At 41.7% G+C, this 20,767-nt stretch carries 22 protein-coding genes; all 22 read left to right on the top strand.

Annotated features, from left to right (window positions below):
- Window positions 1-21: 21 nt before the first annotated feature.
- The 22 genes from flhA to rseP all read left to right on the top strand — a co-directional run bounded on the left by flhA (window position 22) and on the right by rseP (window position 20,753).
- The gene (flhA, locus tag QFZ80_RS17435) at window positions 22-2,055 is read left to right on the top strand and encodes a flagellar biosynthesis protein FlhA (protein ID WP_307545120.1); all 2,034 of its coding nucleotides are present in this window, start codon (window positions 22-24) and stop codon (window positions 2,053-2,055) included.
- Entirely contained in the window at window positions 2,052-3,356 is a 1,305-nt protein-coding gene (flhF, locus tag QFZ80_RS17430; RefSeq protein WP_307560203.1) for a flagellar biosynthesis GTPase FlhF, read from the top strand. Before flhA ends, flhF begins: the two co-directional genes overlap by 4 nt.
- Window positions 3,353-4,222 (top strand): MinD/ParA family protein, encoded by an 870-nt coding sequence (locus tag QFZ80_RS17425; protein WP_307545122.1) that lies wholly within the window; start codon window positions 3,353-3,355, stop codon window positions 4,220-4,222. Before flhF ends, QFZ80_RS17425 begins: the two co-directional genes overlap by 4 nt.
- Before the next feature lie 49 nt (window positions 4,223-4,271).
- Window positions 4,272-5,375, top strand: coding sequence for a protein-glutamate methylesterase/protein-glutamine glutaminase (locus QFZ80_RS17420; protein WP_307560201.1), 1,104 nt, complete (start codon window positions 4,272-4,274; stop codon window positions 5,373-5,375).
- A gap of 50 nt (window positions 5,376-5,425) precedes the next feature.
- A complete protein-coding gene (locus QFZ80_RS17415; protein ID WP_307560199.1) occupies window positions 5,426-7,492 on the top strand; it encodes a chemotaxis protein CheA in 2,067 nt (688 codons plus the stop codon).
- Window positions 7,493-7,519: 27 nt separating this feature from the next.
- Entirely contained in the window at window positions 7,520-7,981 is a 462-nt protein-coding gene (locus QFZ80_RS17410) for a chemotaxis protein CheW (RefSeq protein WP_307545125.1), read from the top strand.
- Between the two features lie 36 nt (window positions 7,982-8,017).
- Window positions 8,018-8,605, top strand: coding sequence for a chemotaxis protein CheC (locus QFZ80_RS17405; RefSeq protein WP_373460110.1), 588 nt, complete (start codon window positions 8,018-8,020; stop codon window positions 8,603-8,605).
- Entirely contained in the window at window positions 8,602-9,096 is a 495-nt protein-coding gene (locus QFZ80_RS17400; RefSeq protein WP_307545127.1) for a chemotaxis protein CheD, read from the top strand. The genes QFZ80_RS17405 and QFZ80_RS17400 overlap by 4 nt, the downstream gene beginning before the upstream one ends.
- Entirely contained in the window at window positions 9,093-9,530 is a 438-nt protein-coding gene (locus QFZ80_RS17395; protein WP_307545128.1) for a hypothetical protein, read from the top strand. The genes QFZ80_RS17400 and QFZ80_RS17395 overlap by 4 nt, the downstream gene beginning before the upstream one ends.
- Window positions 9,531-9,549: 19 nt before the next feature.
- Window positions 9,550-10,338, top strand: a complete 789-nt coding sequence (locus QFZ80_RS17390; RefSeq protein WP_307545129.1) for a FliA/WhiG family RNA polymerase sigma factor — start codon at window positions 9,550-9,552, stop codon at window positions 10,336-10,338.
- Between the two features lie 35 nt (window positions 10,339-10,373).
- Complete coding sequence (locus QFZ80_RS17385; protein WP_307560197.1) at window positions 10,374-11,783, top strand: flagellar assembly protein A; 1,410 nt, start codon at window positions 10,374-10,376, stop codon at window positions 11,781-11,783.
- A gap of 19 nt (window positions 11,784-11,802) precedes the next feature.
- A complete protein-coding gene (locus QFZ80_RS17380; RefSeq protein WP_307560195.1) occupies window positions 11,803-12,126 on the top strand; it encodes a hypothetical protein in 324 nt (107 codons plus the stop codon).
- Window positions 12,127-12,160: 34 nt separating this feature from the next.
- The gene (locus QFZ80_RS17375; RefSeq protein WP_307560193.1) at window positions 12,161-12,781 is read left to right on the top strand and encodes a hypothetical protein; all 621 of its coding nucleotides are present in this window, start codon (window positions 12,161-12,163) and stop codon (window positions 12,779-12,781) included.
- A complete protein-coding gene (locus QFZ80_RS17370; RefSeq protein WP_307545133.1) occupies window positions 12,774-13,289 on the top strand; it encodes a hypothetical protein in 516 nt (171 codons plus the stop codon). The genes QFZ80_RS17375 and QFZ80_RS17370 overlap by 8 nt, the downstream gene beginning before the upstream one ends.
- A gap of 250 nt (window positions 13,290-13,539) precedes the next feature.
- Window positions 13,540-14,238: a 30S ribosomal protein S2 gene (rpsB, locus tag QFZ80_RS17365; protein ID WP_029195233.1), complete on the top strand. Its 699-nt coding sequence runs from the start codon at window positions 13,540-13,542 to the stop codon at window positions 14,236-14,238.
- Window positions 14,239-14,350: 112 nt separating this feature from the next.
- A complete protein-coding gene (gene tsf / locus QFZ80_RS17360; protein WP_307443477.1) occupies window positions 14,351-15,001 on the top strand; it encodes a translation elongation factor Ts in 651 nt (216 codons plus the stop codon).
- 92 nt (window positions 15,002-15,093) lie between these two features.
- Window positions 15,094-15,819, top strand: coding sequence for a UMP kinase (gene pyrH, locus QFZ80_RS17355; RefSeq protein WP_029195235.1), 726 nt, complete (start codon window positions 15,094-15,096; stop codon window positions 15,817-15,819).
- Between the two features lie 3 nt (window positions 15,820-15,822).
- Window positions 15,823-16,377 (top strand): ribosome recycling factor, encoded by a 555-nt coding sequence (frr, locus tag QFZ80_RS17350; protein WP_029195236.1) that lies wholly within the window; start codon window positions 15,823-15,825, stop codon window positions 16,375-16,377.
- 64 nt (window positions 16,378-16,441) lie between these two features.
- Entirely contained in the window at window positions 16,442-17,215 is a 774-nt protein-coding gene (locus QFZ80_RS17345) for an undecaprenyl pyrophosphate synthase (RefSeq protein ID WP_029195237.1), read from the top strand.
- A 45-nt stretch (window positions 17,216-17,260) separates the two neighbouring features.
- Window positions 17,261-18,055 carry a phosphatidate cytidylyltransferase gene (locus tag QFZ80_RS17340; protein ID WP_307545134.1) on the top strand — a complete coding sequence of 265 codons (795 nt, stop codon included), beginning with the start codon at window positions 17,261-17,263 and terminating at the stop codon, window positions 18,053-18,055.
- A 24-nt stretch (window positions 18,056-18,079) separates the two neighbouring features.
- Window positions 18,080-19,225, top strand: a complete 1,146-nt coding sequence (locus QFZ80_RS17335; protein ID WP_307564151.1) for a 1-deoxy-D-xylulose-5-phosphate reductoisomerase — start codon at window positions 18,080-18,082, stop codon at window positions 19,223-19,225.
- Window positions 19,226-19,493: 268 nt separating this feature from the next.
- Window positions 19,494-20,753: an RIP metalloprotease RseP gene (gene rseP, locus QFZ80_RS17330; protein WP_307545135.1), complete on the top strand. Its 1,260-nt coding sequence runs from the start codon at window positions 19,494-19,496 to the stop codon at window positions 20,751-20,753.
- Window positions 20,754-20,767: the final 14 nt, after the last annotated feature.

The raw sequence follows: 20,767 nt of genomic DNA, 5'->3' as shown, positions 1-20,767 counted from the left end.
TGAGGAGGGAGGTACAATCAGATGAAGATCAAGGATTTATTTGTTCTTATAGGCATTATCGGAATTGTATTAATGATGATTGTACCGGTTCCAATCCCCTTGCTGGATTTTCTTTTAATTATTAATATATCGATTGCCTTAATGATTATTTTGGTTGCTATGAATACAAAAGAAGCCCTTCAGTTCTCAATCTTCCCTTCTTTGCTCCTGATTACGACTTTGTTTCGGTTGGCGTTAAACGTATCAACGACGCGAAACATTTTGTCGCATGCAGAAGCAGGCGACGTGGTCAGAACTTTTGGATCTTTCGTTGCTCAAGGCAATATCGTCGTGGGATTCGTCGTGTTTCTCATCCTTGTCTTGGTACAATTCATTGTAATTACCAAAGGTTCTGAGCGCGTTGCCGAGGTTGCAGCGAGATTTACACTCGATGCGATGCCTGGAAAACAAATGAGTATTGACGCAGATTTGAATGCAGGTTTAATCAACGAGGTCCAAGCCCGTGAACGTAGACAAAAGATTGAACGAGAAGCTGATTTCTATGGAGCAATGGATGGTGCGAGTAAGTTTGTAAAAGGGGATGCCATCGCGGGCATTATCATCCTCGTCATCAATTTGATTGGTGGCTTCATTATTGGGATGACCATGAAAGGGATGCCTTTCGGCGAAGCACTCGAAACATTCTCAATTCTGACCATCGGTGATGGACTCGTCAGTCAAATTCCTGCTCTATTGATTTCAACGGCTGCCGGTATTATCGTAACACGAGCATCTTCTGAAGGTAATTTAGGCCACGATATTACGAAACAATTAACAGCACAACCTAAGCTTCTATATATTGTTGCTGGGACACTTATGGTACTTGGCATTTTCACTCCTATTCATTGGTTTACCACGTTTCCGATTGCTGGTTTGTTAATTTTTGCGGCATTTAGAATGCAAAAGAATTTGGAACGCGAAGCGATCAAAGAAGAACAATTGGTGGAAGAGCAGCAAATTGAGGAAGTGCGAAGTCCTGAAAGTGTCATTTCCTTGTTACAAGTGGATCCCATCGAGTTTGAATTCGGTTATGGTTTAATACCACTTGCTGATACCCAACAAGGTGGAGATTTACTAGATCGGATTATTTTGATTCGCCGACAATGTGCGCTTGAGCTTGGGGTTGTCGTACCCGTTATTCGCATACGTGACAATATTCAACTACGTCCTAATGAGTATATCATCAAAATAAAAGGCAATACGGTTGCACGCGGCGAACTACTTCTAAATCACTACCTAGCCATGAGTCCTGGTATTGATGATGATTCAATAGCAGGTATTGAAACGACTGAGCCTGCCTTTGGATTACCTGCTATATGGATAGATGAAGTGACTAAAGAAAGAGCGGAGCTATCTGGCTACACAGTCGTCGATCCTCCTTCCGTAGTGGCTACACATTTAACCGAAATTATTAAGAAACATACACATGAACTTCTGGGTCGCCAAGAAACAAAAGCACTTATTGAGAATGTTCGCGAGTCTTATCCAGCACTTGTTGATGATCTTATTCCTTCCGTGTTATCGGTTGGGGACGTTCAGAAGGTATTGGCAAAGTTACTGCGTGAGAAAATTTCTGTACGTGACTTGGTAACGATTTTGGAAACTCTTGCTGATTATGGCTCTTATACAAAGGATCCAGAAATACTGACTGAATATGTTAGACAGTCATTATCAAGACAAATCACTCAGCAGTTTACTTCTTTAGGTGATTCCCTAAAAGTTATTACGGTTGGTCCTTCTGTGGAAAAGAAAATTGCCGATTCTGTTCAACAATCAGATCAAGGAAGCTACTTAGCACTAGATCCATCTTCTTCACAAATTATTTATCATCGCGTCAGCGAGCAAGTTACTAAATTGATTCAATCCGGACAACAGCCTGTTATTTTAACCTCACCAACGATTCGGATGTATCTAAGACAATTGCTTGAGAGAACTTTGCAAGATATACCTGTATTATCCTACAGCGAATTAGAGCCTAGCGTTGAAATTCAGAGTATGGGGGTAGTCAATTTATGAGAGTAAAAAGATACGTTGTCGATTCCATGCCGGACGCTTTGCAAAAAATTCGAACGGATTTAGGCAAGGATGCGGTAATCCTCAATACCAAGGAAATTCGCACAGGTGGTTTTCTTGGTCTTTTCGGAAAGAAAAAGATTGAAGTTATCGCTGCAATTGATGGAGCAAGCACGAATTCAGGAGGGGCCGCTCAGCGGTTAGCACCTCAAACGCAGCCTCAGCAACAAAAAGTCATAACTCAAGATCAACCTGCAAGAGCCCAAACGCATTTGTCAGATTTTCCTGATGTCCCAGATGTGATCGCTCCTGTTTCTGCTAAAAAAGTACCCGTTACCGCTAGCGCAGGCGTTGAGACGCAACAGACATATACATCACAGCAGTCTTACTCACCTGTTTCGGTAAATGCACCTAATAGAGTCAATCTCAAAGATGAGCATCTCATGGAGGAGCTCAAACAAATGAAGGAAATGATGAGAAAGCTTACTCACGCATCCGACGTGTCAAATCTCCCTGAACCTTTACAGAAGATTGAACAACGATTATTTGACCAAGAAGTAGATCCTACATTAGTTCGTCAGATTATGGATGAGGTAATGGCAGATTTTCAACTTGCAGAAGAGCCTTTAACGGATGAGTCAGCTCTTCAAGTCGTGCGATCCAAGCTGGGACAGGTGTTTCAGTCCAATTGCAGTAAACAAATTTCACCACAAACACGTGTGGTACATTTCGTAGGTCCAACAGGTGTTGGTAAAACGACAACCATAGCAAAATTAGCAGCAGAGCAAGTGTTGAAATATCAACGTAAGGTTGGTTTTATTACTTCAGACACGTATCGAATTGCAGCAATTGAGCAGTTGAAAACATATGGAACAATCTTGAATGTACCCCTTGAAGTTGTTTTCTCGCCGCAGGATTTAGCGAAAGCATTTCATAATCTAGAACAATGTGACATCATTTTTATGGATACGGCTGGACGCAATTTTCGAAATGAAATGTATGTTTCGGAGCTTAACTCTTTGCTTAAGACACAAGGAAATAGTGAGACCATTCTGGTACTTAGCTTAACAACAAAGTATCGGGACATGAGAGCGATCACGAACAATTTTAATAAGTTTAAGTTAGACAAAGTCTTATTCACCAAAATGGACGAAACAGACTCCTACGGTGCTATTGTAAATGTTGTTCACGAGTTCTCACTGCAGCTTTCGTATGTTACGAACGGTCAAAGCGTACCCGATGATATTACGGAAATGAATGAGTGGCAAATCATCGATTTGTTATTGGAGGAACCTAGAGCATGAAGGATCAAGCAGAAGGGTTGCGGAACCTGGTACAGATACAGAATGACAAAGGCACAAAAGCAACCAGGATTATTACCGTGACTAGCGGAAAGGGAGGCGTAGGCAAATCAAATTTTACGCTAAACTTTGCTTTAACGCTTCAGTCCCAAGGATATAAGGTTCTTGTTTTTGATGCAGACATTGGGCTTGCCAACATTGATGTGCTTATGGGGATTTCCTCCAAATACAATTTGTATCACTTGTTGAAAAAGGAAAAAACGATCTGGGAAATTATCCAGAAAGGCTACAATGATTTAGATTTTATTGCTGGTGGTTCTGGATTTAACGATTTACTTCGCTTAACCGATGAAGAACTGAACTACTTTGCCGAGCAAGTCATGCAGCTCAACGGGTATGTTGATTTTATCATTTTTGACACAGGAGCTGGATTGTCCAAAGAAACGTTGAAATTTATTCTTGCCGCCGAAGAAGCGTTCGTTGTCACAACGCCTGAGCCTACTTCCATAACGGATGCTTATGCCATTATTAAAATGGTTAACTCAATGGGACATGACGTTTCTTTTAAACTCGTTATCAACCGAGTAACCGATGCCAAGGAAGGCAAGCACACGGCTGATAAGATTTCTTTAGTAGCTAAACAATTTCTGGATATTCAAATCCCTACCTTAGGATTCGTTGATGATGATGCGGCTGTATCTAAGGCGGTTAAAAAGCAGATTCCTTTTACTGTTGCTTTTCCCAATTCGGCTGCATCACGCAGTCTTCAATTATTAGTTGATAATTATTTGAATGGTTATCAAGTAGTCGAAACACCAACATCCGGTGTCAAGGGCTTTTTAAATAAAATGATGAAACTTTTAAAATAGGATTTTCGCAAATCGTGTCGAATATGCACATAAGAGGGAGGTAAGCAGCTTGGCACCATATAACATTCTTGTCGTAGATGACTCCGTCTTTATGCGAAAAATTATAAGCGATTTGATCTCAGATAACCCTCAGTACAAAGTAATAGGAACAGCAAAAAATGGTCAAGAAGCTATTGAACAAGTGAAGCTTTTACGCCCCGATGCCGTTACGATGGATGTGGAAATGCCAATAATGAACGGTTTGGATGCTTTACAACGAATCATGGCAGAACAACCAACGCCCGTCATTATGTTAAGTTCCTTAACCCAGGAGGGTGCTTTTGAAACGATTAAAGCGCTCGAGTGGGGCGCTGTCGACTTTATTCGAAAGCCGTCAGGCTCCATATCCCTTGACCTGTATAAAGTTAAACAACTTCTTCATGAGAAGCTGCATATGGCAGTTCGAACGAAGTTAAGGCCGGTACAGCAGCAGCCTGTGTCTCCGCAGGTTATACAACCGTTAATATCCAAAGGTAATGACAGTTTGATGAAAGCACCGGATACTAAACTTGCTGCTAAGCCTGTTTCAACGCATTTCGATCATCTAGTAGCCATAGGTACTTCAACAGGAGGACCTCGCGCCTTACATCAGGTGATCTCTCATATTCCTGCAGGTTTTCCTGCGCCGATCTTAATTGTTCAACATATGCCACCTAATTTCACCAAATCATTAGCCCAACGTCTGAATGACGTTTCTCAGATACAGGTTGTCGAGGCTGCGGAAGGGGATGTGCTACAAACGGCAACAGCTTATGTAGCTCCGGGAGGATGGCATATGGTCATCTACAAAGATACTGACAAAACGTACAAAATTAGATTGACCAAAGAAGATCCTCGTTCTGGCCACCGGCCCTCGGTGGATGTCATGTTTGAGTCCTTGCTTGGTATGAGTGAGTTGAAGCGGCACATCGTCCTGATGACCGGTATGGGCAGCGATGGAGCTAAAGGCATGCTCTCATTAAAGCAATCTGGCGTATCAACAACCATTGCCGAGTGCGAAGAAACCTGTGTCGTATACGGGATGCCTAGAGCTGCTGTAGAGATCCAAGCTGCGATGCATGTTTTGCCACAGCAGGATATAGCCATTCGATTAGCTCAATGCGTACTTAATTAATGAAATTTAGCATGCAGGTTACATAATGATTCTATTGGAGGTGTGTGGTTTTGGAACTTAGTCAATATTTATCCATGTTTATCGATGAATCGAAAGAGCATTTGCAATCTTTGAATGAGAACTTACTTAATTTAGAAAGCAATCCCCAGGATATTAGTATTGTTCATAACATTTTCCGCTCTGCTCATACGTTGAAAGGGATGTCCGCAACAATGGGCTTCGAGGATATCGCTGCTCTTACGCACGAGATGGAAAATGTGTTGGACTTGGTACGTAACAGTAAAATTGAAATGAACCCATTCATTTTTGACTGCATTTTCAAAAGTCTTGATTCATTGGAATCCATGGTTGAAGATATTATTCAAGGTGGTACTGGGAAAGCAGATGTTTCACCAATCGTCGTTGCTCTTCGTTCCATCGTGACAGGTGACTATAAAACCGCACAAGCTCCGGCTGTGACAGCTGCGAAGGAACCAGCAAAAGGTATCGAAGTTGATGAGTTTCAATTCTCTATTCTTCAACAATCGATTGACTCGGGATTCCTTGTATTCTATATCGAAGTAAGTGTTAATGAAAATTGTGTACTTAAGGCAGCAAGGGCATATATGGTGTTCGATGCACTGGAAAGAATGGGCGAAATCGTGAAAGCGACGCCATCCGTACAAGAAATCGAACAAGAGAAATTTGATCGTTCCTTCTCACTTTATTTCATTTCTATGGTTGATCAAGCAACATTAGAGAAAGAAATTTTGAACGTTTCCGAAATCCAATCTGCCGTCATTATCACAGTTGATTCCGAATCGCTTGCCGAATTATCCCGTCCAAGAACTGAAGTTGAGGCGGCAAGACAAGAAATAGCTGCAGCGGTTGCAGAAGCGATCACACCTGTTGTATCTGTTGAAGCCATACATAATGTTGAGCCAGTTGCGACTGCAGTTAAACTAGTTGCAGGTGGGGCACCTGTTGCAAGTCGTACAATTCGTGTTGATATTGAACGCTTAGACGCACTCATGAATCTGTTCAGCGAACTATTAATTGATCGAGTACGTTTAGAACAACTTGCTAGCGAGGTTAAACGTAATGATCTGACTGAAACCGTTGAACATATGTCTAGGGTCAGCAGTGATTTGCAAAATATAGTATTGAAGCTCCGCATGGTTCCTGTTGATTCTGTATTCAATCGCTTCCCACGGATGATAAGGGACTTGGCTAAATCGCTAGATAAGAAAGTAGATTTGGTCATTACAGGTGCTGAAACGGAATTAGATAGGACCGTTATTGATGAAATCGGTGACCCCCTTGTACATTTACTGCGTAATGCCGTAGATCATGGTATTGAGTCTATCAGCGATCGATTGGCAGCTGGTAAAAGTGAGCAAGGTACCATTCAGTTGCGTGCTTTCCATAGTGGGAATCATGTCTTTATAGAAATTGAAGAAGATGGTAGAGGGATTTATAGAGAAAAAGTATTGAAGACTGCACTCAAGAATGGCCTTGTAACAGCAGAACAAGCAGCGAAGTTAAGTGATTTGGAAGTATACAACTTGTTGTTCGCATCTGGTTTTAGTACGGCCGAGAAAATTTCTGATATTTCTGGACGTGGCGTTGGTCTTGACGTTGTGAAAACGAAGATTCAGATGTTGGGTGGGCATGTTCAAGTTGATTCCAAACCAGGTTTTGGAAGTAAGTTCTCTGTTCAATTACCACTGACGTTGTCCATTATTTCTGCCATGCTTGTGCGTCTTGGCAGCGAAAAATATGCGATACCGTTATCATCCATTGTTGAAACTTCAGCTATTCAGAAGCAACAGATTCGAAACATTCACGGTAACAAAATGGTGGAGTATCGTAATACGGTTATTCCTCTTGTATCTCTCAGTACATTGTTTAATGTACCTGATTTTAATGAGGATCTTGAGGAAGAGACTGAGATTGTTGTTGTACGTAAAGGGGACAAACAAGTTGCCTTGATGGTAGACGAATTTATTGGTCAGCAAGAAATCGTTCTCAAAACATTAGGTAAATATTTATCCGGACTATTTGCAATATCTGGTGCAACGATTCTAGGGGATGGACAAGTCGCATTGATCATTGATCCGAATGCATTGATTAAATAATTACATACTTTTAAGGAGGGTTTCACAATGGGAGAAGAGAAAAAGGTAATCGTCTTCGCACTTGGAACGGAAGAGTACGGTGTGGAAGTTGAGAAAGTTAGAACGATCGAAAGAATGCAGCCAATGACGCGCGTACCTAAAGCGCCGGCCTTTATTAAAGGCGTTATTAATCTTCGTGGTGTTGTTATTCCAATTATTGATCTTCGCTCAAGATTCGGACTTGAAGAGCTAGTTAATTCAGATGCTACTCGTATCATCATCGTATCTGCCGGTGACTTTGAAGTTGGCCTTATCGTAGATTCTGCGAATGATGTTATCGATCTGGACACAGACAATATTGATAATCCACCGGAAATCGTGGGCGGTATCAAAGCCAAGTATTTGGATGGTATCGCACGCGTTGGCGAACAAAGATTGCTAGTTCTGCTGAATTTAGAGCAAGTATTGGATCGCAATGAAATTCAACAGCTAGAAAGAGTAGAGGAATAACTTGTGGATGTGTTTAGTCGATTAGAGGATTTTCAAATGGATGTTCTCAAAGAAGTAGGTAACATAGGTGCGGGGCATGCAGCTACTGCCTTATCTACTTTGCTGGATAAGCCAATAGATATGCTTGTACCAAAGGTTAGAATGCTTCCTTTCGAAGAAATCTGCGAAAGTGTTGGCGGAGCAGAAACGGTTGTTCTTGCAATCTTCTTACGTGTTGATGGAGATGCGCCAGGGAATATGTTTTTTATCCTAGATTTAGATGCCGCCAAAAACATGTTAAGAGAATTGATTGGGTTACATATCGAAGATCAAGAAGAGTATTCAGAGCTGGAATTATCGGCTTTGAATGAAATCGGGAATATTCTTGCCGGTTCTTATTTATCCTCTCTTGCTGATTTCACGAATTTGAATATGCAGCCTACTGTCCCTGCGTTAGCAATTGACATGGCTGGTGCCATTTTAAGCTATGGTTTATTGCAATTTGGTCAAATGGGAGATCAAGCGCTTCTCATTGATACCAAATTTATGGAAGGGGAAAATGAAGTACAAGGGCATTTCTTCTTAATTCCTGATCCGGAATCGTTTGGCAAAATATTTTCGGCATTAGGGGTAGAGTCTCCATGACGTTAGATAATTTAGTTAAAGTAGGAATGGCTGACCTGAATGTTGCTCACCAGACAGGTGTATTGAAGACAACAGGGCTGGGTTCGTGTGTGGGTGTCACCTTATATGATAGCCGCGTAAAAGTGGCAGGTATGGCTCATGTGATGCTGCCTTCGTCCGAGATAGCTCGTGAAGGCTCGCTGAACCTTGCTAAATACGCGGATACGGCTATTCCTGAGTTAATATCCAGAATGGAAAAGCTCGGAGCTACTGTAAATAGGCTTGAAGCTAAGCTTGCAGGCGGTGCTCAAATGTTTGCATTTGCTGGAAATAATGATACGATGAGAATTGGTCCAAGAAATGTAGAATCTTGTAAGGAAATGTTGAATAAATACAAAATTCCGATTCGTGCTGAGGATACCGGGGCTAATTACGGTCGAACGATAGAATTCCATAGTGAAACCGGCATCCTGGTTATTCGAAGTGTCCAATTAGGAGTAAAGGAAATTTGATGATGATTGGAACCATTCGAATTAATGTCATCGTAGCATCATTGGCGGGCTTATTTACATTTGCCTTATCGATCGGCAATAATTTATTTCTTTCTACTTGTCTTAAAAGTGCATACAGCTTTCTTATTTTATTCGTTCTAACATTTGGTTTTAGATGGGTGTTGGGTGTAATGATAGGAGCTGAACATGCTGCAGGCGGAGCATCTTATGCGAATCCCGCGACAGAATCATCCGTTGGTCAATCATTGGATTTGACTACGCCAGATGAGGATGAGGAAACACGTGAGATGATGAAGGCTAACCTTGGCAGTAATAACTCTGTACGATCTAACGAAATGCAATTTTCACCACTGAATCCACCTAAGCTAGTCACCAAGAATAATTTGGACCCTGAACAACTGGCGGGTGCCTTAAGGCGAATGTCTGAAGACTAAGGATGGTGAAACATAAATTATGATCGAACAAAAGCAATCACAGCTAGTCAATATCGAGTTATGGAAGCAATGGAAGGAGCAGGGCTGGGTTCCCGCTAAGCAGTCGCTTATCGAGAGCTACTTGCCCTTAGTTGATTATGTTTCCGGACGTATGGCAATAGGACTTCCCAAAAGTGTTTCGAGAGAGGATCTATCGAGCTTTGGTGTGATGGGCCTTATCGATGCTGTGGAGAAATTTGACTATTCACGCGGACTACAATTCGAAACCTATGCTTCTTGGAGAATTCGTGGTTCTATTATTGATGGACTTCGGCAAGGGGATTGGGTACCTCGTTCTGTGAGAGAAAAGGCTAAGAAGGTCGAAGATGCTTACCAGAAGCTAGAGCAGCAGTATCTACGTTCCGTTACGGATGCTGAGATCAGCAATTATTTGCAAATTAGTGAGCAAGATTTTCAGCAAATGCTTCAGGATATTTCGATTACAACTGTTTGTTCGATCGATGATCCCATCCGAGAGGAAGATTCGGAAACACGCCTTTCATTACTTGTTGACGAAAAGGCTAAGAACCCTGAGTTTCAAGTGAATGAGTTTTATTTGAAGGAATCTTTGGCGAAGGCTATTGAAAGATTAACGGAGAAAGAGAGAACGGTTGTCTCGTTATTCTATTTCGAAGAGCTGTCCTTAAGCGAAATTGCTGAGGTAATGTGCTTGTCTCCTTCTCGTATTTCACAATTACATTCGAAAGCAATTCTTCGGCTTAAAGGCGTACTAGGTCGATTTAAGACGCAATTATTTCAAGATACATAGCATACAATCAGAAGGTAATGAAAGGTGGTTTGTCTATGCTTGAGAGGAACATGCCTTTGGATTTTTACATTAGTATTTCCATCTCGGATGACAAATTAACAGCTTATTTGTTAATTAACAATGCTGATAACGACTTTCAAGTAACAGCAGGACAATTGGAAGAGTTAGCTCAAAGGAATCACATCGTTCACGGTTTAAACCGACCTTTACTTGCTCAAATAGCTGCAAATCCGAAACCTTTTTATCATCAAAAAGTAGCGATTGCAGCGGGGACGAAGGCAATAGAAGGCCAGAGCGGCTATATTAAATTTATATTTGATTTCGATGAGGATGAAAAAAAACCGCTGGAGCTGGATGACGGCAGAGTAAACTATAAAGAAGTTGTATCCCTTCATAATGTTAGAAAAGGACAGCTTATCGGGCAGCGTTTTCTGGCAACGGAAGGCACACCGGGAAGAGCGGTTACAGGCGAAACCCTTTTTACTAAAGCGGGGAAAGAAGCTAGATTTAAATTAGGCAAGAATGTGGTAACGGACGCTGAACAAATGGGCCTTTATTCTACTATTGATGGTATGGTGGTAAGAACAGATCGTGACAAAATTAATGTGTTTCCTGTCTATGAAGTGAATGGAAATGTTGATTATAATATTGGGAATATTGATTTTATCGGGACAGTGGTTATTCGAGGAAATGTCCTTCCTGGTTTTAAAATCCGTGCAGCTGGGGATATTCGTGTCACTGGTGGTGTGGAAGCGGCAGAACTGGAAGCCGAAGGTTCTATTGAAATTAGTGCAGGCATTGTAGGGCAGAATAAAGCACATGTCAAAGCAGGGAAGAATGTAAAAAGTTCCTTCATTCAGGATGCAATTGTTGAAGTCTCTGGAGAACTAACGGTTTCTCAGAGTATCATGCATTCAACGATTAGAGCAGGCAAGGCTGTAAATTGTAATGGTTCCAAAGGACTCATTGTTGGAGGCACCATACAAGCCGGGGAGCGTGTTACTGCGAGGACGATAGGGAATTCGATGTCAACGGCTACTGTTGTTGAAGTTGGTGTTCTACCTGAGCTTCGTAATGAAATGATTGATCTACGCAACCAATTAAAAGTGTATATGGAAAATATGGATAAAACGGATAAAGCGCTTACCTTATTAAATCAATTAGCAGCAGCAGGTCAACTAAGCACGGATAAAGTGGCCATGCGAATCAAGTTGACTCATACGAAAAAACAAGCTTTAGAAGAGCAAAATACCATTAAAGAGCGTATTTTTGAGATTGAGAAATCGTTAGAGGACTCCGAAAAAGCGAAGGTAGAAGTATTGTCTACCATTTATGGAGGAACGAAGATTGTCATTGGCCGGTATACGAAATTTGTCAAAGATCCAACAAACCGTATGACGTTCCGTTTAAGTGAAGGCGATATTTCCATGAGTGCCTATGTGTGAGTGAAGGAGAGGGTAAGCGATGAGTTTTAAAGCCATCGATTTACAGTTCGCTGTACACAAAAACGATGAAGCGGGCATCCGTCAAAATCAGCTTATGCAAAAACCGCGGCAGGACGAAACGATTTTGGAGAATCAAGCTGCTCAAACAACGGAGAAGGATCGTCATCGTAGCAGCAAGCTTGAAGAGAGCGTTCGTACAGATATCAAGGATCATGGCGACCAGCGTCAGCAGTCTAATAAGGGGAACGCAAAGAACAAAGGTAAGACAGTTTCAGCTTCCCCTGAAGGCAGTCATCAGCCAGATCATCCATATAAAGGGCATCATATTGATTTATCCTTATAACAAGTTATCTCACATATAGAAAAAGGTGAACCCAATGGCTATGCAGCCGTGGATGTATGTCGTACTTCTAGGACTTATCTTGATTGTTTATGCACGTTTCCTGCCTAAGGAGCAAGCGTCAGCGTCCACTAAGACGAACGTAGTCCAAGACATCGAGGAAACCATCGAGCATTTCGCTGCTGAGATGGACGAACAAAATCAAACGCTGCTCAATTTGTTCTCCAAAACGAAACAAGATTACGAGATAGAGCTTGCTAAGCTTGCAGGCAGACTGGAATCATTGGAAAAGCAAAAGCATGAACTGTCCCAGGAATTAACGAAAGTGCATGTCAATCATCAAATGAATCAAAGAACAAATGCGGCTACTGATATCTCGTCTGAAGCTCAGCATGCTGTAGACTCGAGTATACCTATTACTAATCCAGCCGATTCTGTTCAAGTTACATCCTCTGAACTTGCTGCAGCCTCTAAAGAATCGATAGTGGAAGAACCTATCTACACTGGATTGAGTATGAAGAGCAGATACAGTGAGCTATTTTCACTCCATGATCAAGGAAAAGGCGTCGAAGCCATTGCTAAGAAGCTAGGCATGAATAAAGGCGAGGTCAGTCTAATCCTTCAATTATCCAGACAGGAGGAAAGGGCCCGTGTTTAAAAATAGGTCGTACGTTTTTGGAATAGGGACTGGAATTATTGTAGGAGCCTTACTTCTGCAAATTATGTCTGTGCGGGCTAGTGCACCTGGTCAAATAGGCATTGCATTGGATGAAATGGATCCTCAGAAGTTAAAGGTTGAAGCTACGAAATACTACCAAGTATTCGATAAGAACACAAAAGTATATACACAAACTGAGTTCGATGCAGCAGTTTTGAAAAAGGTCAAAGAGGAAACAGACAAATTGACGGCAGCTAAACCTCAGGAACAGCCCAAAGCAAATACACCTGAAGCTACTCCGAAAATAATTATTTATGTACAGCCAAATCTTGATGCGACAGCTGTCAGTGAACTTCTTGTGAAATCTGGTATTATTACTGATCGGAAAGCTTTCGTTACGGAGCTTGAAAAACAAGGTGGCAACACCAAAATTCAAATCGGTTACCATGTTTTCGAGGGAGTTACGGATATCCCAAAAGTCGTGACCAATTTAATTACAGTTCAATAGATAGTCCGACAAATGGATCTTAATTATGAGGTCTGTTTTTGTTGTTTCTGTACATATAGATGCCATTTGAAGGGCAAAATGACTATTATGACAAAAGGTTGCATAGGCATTTTAGTTGTGGTATATTTATTCACGGTGTTAAAAACTCACGCCCGTCAATTTGCATAATGGTGCTTACTTTGGTAAGTTTTATGCAAAGATGCGACAGGCGGCGGATACCAAATAAACCATTTTAGAGGAGGGATTGGGGATGGCAGTTATCTCCATGAAACAGCTTTTAGAAGCTGGCGTACATTTCGGTCACCAAACACGTCGTTGGAACCCGAAAATGGACAAATACATCTTTACAGAAAGAAACGGTATTTACATTATCGATCTACAAAAAACGGTTAAAAAAGTTGAAGAAGCATACAACTTTGTTAAATCCGTTTCTGAAGATAATGGTACGATTCTTTTCGTAGGAACAAAAAAACAAGCACAAGATTCCGTTGCTGAAGAAGCAGAACGTTGCGGAATGTACTTCATCAACCAACGTTGGTTGGGTGGTACGCTAACAAACTTCCAAACGATTCAAAAGCGTATTGACCGTTTGAAAACTCTTGAAAGATGGGAAGAGGACGGTACTTTCGAAGTTCTTCCTAAGAAAGAAGTTATCATTCTCCGTAAAGAGAAAGATCGTCTTGAGAAATTCTTGGGCGGAATCAAGAACATGAAAGGTCTGCCTAGCGCACTTTTCATTATCGACCCACGCAAAGAGCGTATTGCTGTTGCGGAAGCTCGCAAATTGGGTATCCCAATCGTTGGTATCGTTGATACAAACTGCGATCCGGACGAAATTGATTACGTGATCCCAGGTAACGATGATGCGATTCGTGCCGTTAAGTTATTAACAGCAAAAATTGCTGATGCAGTTATCGAAGCACACCAAGGCGAGCAAACAACAGCTTAATCTATAGGAATGTGAAAAGGGTGGTTGGAAGGTGTAACAGCCTGTCACCACCCTTTTTTTAAAGAATCACAGGTTTTACATACCAATAACAACTATCGGGAGGTTTCTTTCAATGGCAGTTACAGCAGCACAAGTGAAAGAGTTACGTGAAAAAACAGGCGCAGGAATGTTGGATTGTAAGAAAGCGCTTGAAGAAGCAAACGGGGATATCACCAAAGCAGGCGAATTGCTTCGCGAGAAAGGTCTTTCTGCTGCAGCTAACAAAGCAGGCCGTATTGCTACTGAAGGCGCAGTAGAATCTTACATTCACGCTGGCGGTAAAGTAGGCGTACTTGTTGAGATCAACTGTGAAACTGACTTCGTTGGTAAAACAGAGCAATTCCGTACTTTCTGCAGAGATATCGCAATGCATATCGCAGCAGCTAACCCGACTTATGTACGTCGTGAAGAAGTGCCTACAGAAGCTTTGGAGAAAGAAAAAGAAATTCTTCGTAACCAAGCTTTGAATGAAGGCAAACCAGAGAAAATCATTGACAAAATGGTTGAAGGCCGTATCGGTAAATACTACGAAGAGTTCTGTTTGATGGAGCAACAATTCGTTAAAGATCCAGACAAAACAATCGACCAATTGTTGAATGAAAAAATTTCAGCAATCGGCGAGAACATCTCCATTCGTCGGTTTGTACGTTTTGGCCTTGGTGAAGGTCTTGAGAAAAAACAAGAGAACTTTGCGGAAGAAGTTATGTCCCAAGTTAAACTATAATAGGCATTTAAAAAAGATGGAACACTTGGTGTTCCTTCTTTTTTAGCCAATAAGAGAGATCTTTTCAAGCATTGAAACGGAGGTTATACAAGTTGGGTCAACCTTTTTATAAAAGAATAGTGCTAAAATTGAGCGGCGAAGCTTTGGCAGGACAGCAGGGTTATGGCATTGATTCGGAAGTCATTACTTCCATTGCCCAACAGGTAAAGGATGTTGTGGAGTTAAATGTAGAAGTCGCTATTGTAGTGGGCGGTGGAAACATTTGGCGTGGTATTGCAGGTAGTGAGAAGGGTATGGATCGTGCGACAGCCGATTACATGGGTATGCTTGCAACTGTCATGAATTCATTGGCTCTGCAGGATGCACTAGAGAATCTGGATGTGCCTACAAGAGTTCAATCATCCATTACTATGCAGCAAGTGGCTGAACCATACATCCGCAGAAGAGCAATGCGTCACCTTGAAAAGGGGAGAGTTGTTATTTTCGCGGCAGGTACAGGGAATCCATACTTCTCAACGGATACAACTGCAGCTTTAAGAGCAGCTGAAATTGAAGCAGAAGTTATTCTCATGGCCAAAAATAAAGTCGATGGCGTATACTCAGCAGATCCTTTCAAAGATCCAACAGCGAAGAAATTTGAGACGTTAACCTATATGGAAGTTATCAGTAACAATCTTGGTGTCATGGATTCCACCGCATCTTCCCTTTGTATGGATAACAACATCCCGTTAGTGGTGTTCAATATCACAGAAAAAGGGAATATCAAACGAGTGGTCCTTGGCGAGAAAATTGGGACTACAGTTAAAGGGAGTGTCTAAACCATGCCACAATCAGTAAAAAAGAATGCAGAAGATCGGATGGATAAAGCAATTGGCGCATTGAGAAGAGACTTAACTTCTCTTCGTGCAGGCCGTGCTACGCCATCTTTATTAGATCGCATCCAAGTGGAATATTACGGAGCAATGACTCCTGTGAATCAACTTGCGAATTTAACAACACCTGATTCGCGTACTTTACTCATTCAGCCATGGGACAAAAGTTCGATGACATCGATTGAGAAAGCGATTATGAAGTCTGACTTAGGATTAACGCCATCTAATGACGGCTTGGTTATTCGAATTGTAATTCCAGCTTTAACAGAAGAGCGTCGTAGCGATCTTGTAAAAATGACGAAGAAATTTGGCGAAGAAGCAAAAATTGCTATTCGTAACATTCGTCGTGATGCCAACGATGAGATCAAAAAGTTAGAAAAAGCAGGGATATCCGAAGACGAGTCCCGCAAACATCAAGAAGATATCCAAAAGTTCACAGATAAATTCGTAGCTGAAGTTGAGAAAGTTTTGGCTGCTAAAGAAAAAGAAATCATGGAAGTATAAGATAGATATGCCCCCGGGTATTCGCTGGGGGTTTTTCATCTTTCCCTAGTTGGGAGGAACAACTGTGCTCAAGCTAATTAAGAAATGGTTAGGAATCAATGTTAAGTCTGTTTCTTCAGCTATACCAGCTATCGAATTAGACAAAGTGCCAGCACATGTCGCTATCATTATGGACGGGAACGGTCGTTGGGCTAAGCAAAGAGGCTTGCCTCGCGTAGCAGGGCATCATTCCGGCATGAAAAATGTCAAGAAAATTACAATGGCTGCAAATGAGATCGGTGTTAAGGTGCTAACGATGTATGCTTTTTCAACGGAAAATTGGAAAAGACCGAAGGAAGAAGTTGAATTTTTGATGAAACTTCCTCAAGAATTTTTTCCTTTAGAAATTGAAGAGCTGATCGAAAACAATGTTCGTATCCGAATGACTGGTTGGAAAGAAGGCTTACCTGATTACACACTCAAAGCGATTGAGGGAGCTATCGAACGGACGAAAGATAATACAGGACTCATTCTGAACTTTGCCTTGAATTATGGTGGGCGTAAAGAAATGATTGCTGGTGTTCAGGATATGATTCGTGATGTTCAAAATGGCAAACTACAAATAGAAGATTTGGATGAGGCAAGTTTTTCTTCCTATATGTTAACTTCGGATTTACCAGATCCAGACTTGTTAATTCGAACAAGTGGTGAGCTCAGACTAAGCAATTTTCTACTTTGGCAATTAGCATATTCGGAGCTTTGGTTTACGGAGGCATACTGGCCGGAATTCACGGAATCATTATTTATGCAAGCAATTGCAGAATATCAGCGCCGCGGGAGAAGATACGGAGGTATCTAATCACTTCGTATGTTTCCGGTGTGTGTTCATCTAGGGGGATTCAACTTGAAGCAAAGGATCGTCACGGGGGTCATTGCCGGGCTCGTTTTCATTACGTTATTAGTACTAGGTGGTTATTGGTACGCTGGGTTAATCGTGTTACTGTCAATAATCGGCTATCGTGAATATATGCAAATGAATGACTTCACGAAGTATAAATTAACAGCGGTTGTTGCTTTAATCTCCTTGTTATTCTTAACGGTACCGTGGGAGGCTTTTGGTGGTTCACTTCCCGTTTCTTCGACCGCCATTATTTGGCTGACCATGTTTGTTTTGCTTTTCATTACAGTCGCTTCAAAAAATACGATAACAATAGATCAGGTTTCTATTATTTTACTTGGAGTCATTTACATAGGTTTTGGATTCAATTATATGATTGCTGCACGCTTAATGGAGCATGGCTTATTTTGGTCAATAGTTGTGTTTGTATGTATTTGGGCTTCGGATTCAGGAGCTTATTTTGTCGGTTCGAAGCTGGGAAAACATCTTCTGTGGCCTCAAATCAGTCCTAAGAAGTCAATTGAAGGAGCTGTAGGTGGCGTCGTTATTTCGATGATTGCCGCACTAGGATTCGCCTTGTATGCACCGGATTTGCTTGGGTTTGGCAAAGCATTGATGCTTGGCTTCATAATTGCTGTTGTTGGACAAGTCGGAGACTTAATACAGTCGGCTTATAAGCGAGTAAAGGGTATAAAAGATACGGGAACCTTACTTCCCGGGCACGGTGGAGTACTCGATCGGATGGATAGTTGGCTTATCGTATTTCCATTTATTCATTGGCTTGGAATTCTTACTCACTAATAGTCATAGGCGAGGTGGAATATGATGAAACGGATTGCCATTCTGGGGTCTACAGGGTCTATTGGTACACAAACCTTAGATATTGCCCAGCATGCCCCAGATAAATTTCAAATTGAAGCATTATCTGGCGGTTATAATAGTCAATTATTGATTGAACAAGTTAAAAAGTTTCACCCAAAAGTAGTATCCGTAGCGACCAAGGAGCTGGCCGACGAAGTTTCCAAGAATGTTTCGTCATCTACGAAGGTGTTATATGGTGAAGAGGGATTAATGGAAGTTGCTGCATCAACAGATGCAGACTTGGTTGTAACTGCTTTGGTAGGGAGTCAAGGACTTAAGCCTACGATGGCCGCGATTGAAGCTGGCAAACACATTGGACTCGCAAATAAGGAGACGTTAGTAAGTGCAGGGCACATTGTAAAGGATGCTATTCGTCGAAAAGGCGTATCTTTGCTGCCTATTGATAGTGAACATTCGGCTATATTTCAATGTTTGAATGGTGAGAATCGCTCACAGATTGCGAAGATTACGCTTACTGCTTCTGGGGGTTCCTTTCGAGATCGATCGCGAGAAGAATTAGAGGGAGTAACGGTCGAACAAGCCCTACAGCACCCGAATTGGTCGATGGGAGCCAAAATTACGATCGATTCAGCAACGATGGTCAATAAAGGTCTTGAGGTTATCGAGGCTCATTGGTTATTCGATCTGTCGTATGACGAAATAGATGTCCTCATCCATCCTGAAAGTGTCATTCATTCCTATGTTGAATTTGTTGACAATAGTGTTATTGCTCAGCTGGGTAATCCGGATATGCGTGTTCCTATCCAATACGCATTAACCTATCCAGATAGATACCCTACGCCTACCCATCGGTTAGATTTAGCAGCCATTGGCAAGCTTCATTTCCGTGAGATGGATTACAATCGGTATCCGTGTTTACGAATGGCATTTGAGAGCGGAAAACAGGGAGGTACTACACCTACTGTTTATAATGCAGCGAACGAAATCGCAGTTGCACGCTTCCTCAAAGGTGAGATTACGTTTTTGCAAATTGAGCAGATCATTGAAGCTGTTTTGCAGAAACACGAATCCCATTCTAAACCTCATCTAGACGTCATTCATGAGCAGGATATTTGGGCAAGAGCCTTTGCATCATCCATCGTTTTTTAATTTTATGAGAGCTTAGGTCAGCGAGGTTGGCTCGGCTCTTTTTTCAATCTATCAGCTAGGCGCTCAATAAAGTAAAGTCTAATTCAAACTCTCAGCTCGTATACTGTGCTAAAAGGGCATAGCTTGTATTCAGCAGTTCAATAATGTTAATCTAAGAACATGCTGTCCATAAGTGGATGCTTAGAAGGCAGGTTTTCAAACGAAAACGTTATGGTTTTTGCAAACATAGGTAAGTTTTCTGAAGAAAACTCGAAGGAGGAAATACGACTTGTCAGCCATAGAAGTTGGATTGAAGGTTATTTTGTTGTTTTTCGTTCTCGTTACGATTCATGAATGGGGTCATTTTTACTTTGCGAAACGTGCAGGCATCTTAGTTCGAGAATTTGCAATCGGCTTTGGACCCAAAATTTTCTCATATAAAAAAGGGGAAACTCGCTATACGTTGCGTATTCTGCCAATTGGCGGATTCGTTCGCATGGCAGGGGAAGACCCGGAACTTGTCCAAGTGAACCCTGGACAAACGGTTGCCGTTAAATTAAATAAACAAAATCAAGTTTCATCTCTTTATCTTGATCAACTAGATCGACGTTCGAATGTTATCATTGGTGTCGTGGAACAAATTGATTTAGAAAGAGCGCTTCAAGTTTCACTTGATGTTGACGGAGAAAGCGTTACTTATCCCATTGATCCACAAGCTATGATGGTGACCAAAGGGACAGAAACACAGATTGCTCCATATGATCGTCAGTTTGGTTCCAAAACGGTTGGCCAGAGAGCAATTGCTATTGTGATGGGCCCTGTGATGAACTTCATACTTGCGATTGTGTTATTTTTTATCGTTGTTATTATGTCGGGCGTATTTACGAACGTTAAGCTTGATTCCGTGCTTGCAGGTAAAGCCGGGGAGAAGTCAGGTCTCCACAAAGGGGATATCATCATATCGATTGATAATCAACCGATTGGTGATGACCGCGAGAAGCTTGTCACCTCGATTCAATCATCTGCAGGAAAGCCGATGACCTGGGTTGTGGATCGTTCAGGTAATCCAATTACTCTTCAGGTTACACCTGAAATGGAAGCAGGGGCCGGTAAGCTCGGTGTAGTCATTTCTGGGGATCGCAGAAGCGCAACCTTTAGCGAAGTGTTAACTGGCACATACGAACAAGTCGTTGGAACAACGATTGGCATTGTGACTGGTTTACAGAAGCTTGTGATGCTGCAGTTTAAACTTGATGATCTTGGCGGACCTGTCCGGACAGCTCAAGTATCAGCTGAATTTGCCAAAATGGGAATAACTTACTTAATCTCATGGGCAGCTACATTAAGCCTGTATCTAGGTATATTTAATCTCCTGCCTATTCCAGCTTTAGATGGAAGCCGACTTCTATTTATGGGTCTAGAAGCATTACGCGGGAAGCCAATTGATCCGAATCGGGAAAGTATGGTTCATTTTGTTGGTTTTGCACTGCTAATGCTGCTCATGGTGGCAGTTACTTACAATGACATTTTAAGATTAATTAAGGGATAGTCCTAATTGTGTAG

It is taken from the genome of Paenibacillus sp. V4I7, assembly GCF_030817275.1.
Lineage (GTDB): Bacteria > Bacillota > Bacilli > Paenibacillales > NBRC-103111 > Paenibacillus_E.
The sequence above is the reverse complement of the archived record's forward strand: the minus strand, read 5'-3'. Positions and strand labels throughout refer to the sequence as shown.

What these genes read in the sequence shown, in the direction of transcription:
- QFZ80_RS17390 (WP_307545129.1), top strand. Translation starts at nt 9,550, where the DNA reads ATGATCGAACAAAAGCAATCACAGCTAGTCAATATCGAGTTATGGAAG.
- QFZ80_RS17375 (WP_307560193.1), top strand. Translation starts at nt 12,161, where the DNA reads ATGGCTATGCAGCCGTGGATGTATGTCGTACTTCTAGGACTTATCTTG.
- flhF (WP_307560203.1), top strand. Translation starts at nt 2,052, where the DNA reads ATGAGAGTAAAAAGATACGTTGTCGATTCCATGCCGGACGCTTTGCAA.
- QFZ80_RS17385 (WP_307560197.1), top strand. Translation starts at nt 10,374, where the DNA reads ATGCTTGAGAGGAACATGCCTTTGGATTTTTACATTAGTATTTCCATC.
- QFZ80_RS17380 (WP_307560195.1), top strand. Translation starts at nt 11,803, where the DNA reads ATGAGTTTTAAAGCCATCGATTTACAGTTCGCTGTACACAAAAACGAT.
- QFZ80_RS17425 (WP_307545122.1), top strand. Translation starts at nt 3,353, where the DNA reads ATGAAGGATCAAGCAGAAGGGTTGCGGAACCTGGTACAGATACAGAAT.
- QFZ80_RS17400 (WP_307545127.1), top strand. Translation starts at nt 8,602, where the DNA reads ATGACGTTAGATAATTTAGTTAAAGTAGGAATGGCTGACCTGAATGTT.
- rpsB (WP_029195233.1), top strand. Translation starts at nt 13,540, where the DNA reads ATGGCAGTTATCTCCATGAAACAGCTTTTAGAAGCTGGCGTACATTTC.
- QFZ80_RS17405 (WP_373460110.1), top strand. Translation starts at nt 8,018, where the DNA reads ATGGATGTTCTCAAAGAAGTAGGTAACATAGGTGCGGGGCATGCAGCT.
- frr (WP_029195236.1), top strand. Translation starts at nt 15,823, where the DNA reads ATGCCACAATCAGTAAAAAAGAATGCAGAAGATCGGATGGATAAAGCA.
- flhA (WP_307545120.1), top strand. Translation starts at nt 22, where the DNA reads ATGAAGATCAAGGATTTATTTGTTCTTATAGGCATTATCGGAATTGTA.
- QFZ80_RS17410 (WP_307545125.1), top strand. Translation starts at nt 7,520, where the DNA reads ATGGGAGAAGAGAAAAAGGTAATCGTCTTCGCACTTGGAACGGAAGAG.
- tsf (WP_307443477.1), top strand. Translation starts at nt 14,351, where the DNA reads ATGGCAGTTACAGCAGCACAAGTGAAAGAGTTACGTGAAAAAACAGGC.
- QFZ80_RS17335 (WP_307564151.1), top strand. Translation starts at nt 18,080, where the DNA reads ATGAAACGGATTGCCATTCTGGGGTCTACAGGGTCTATTGGTACACAA.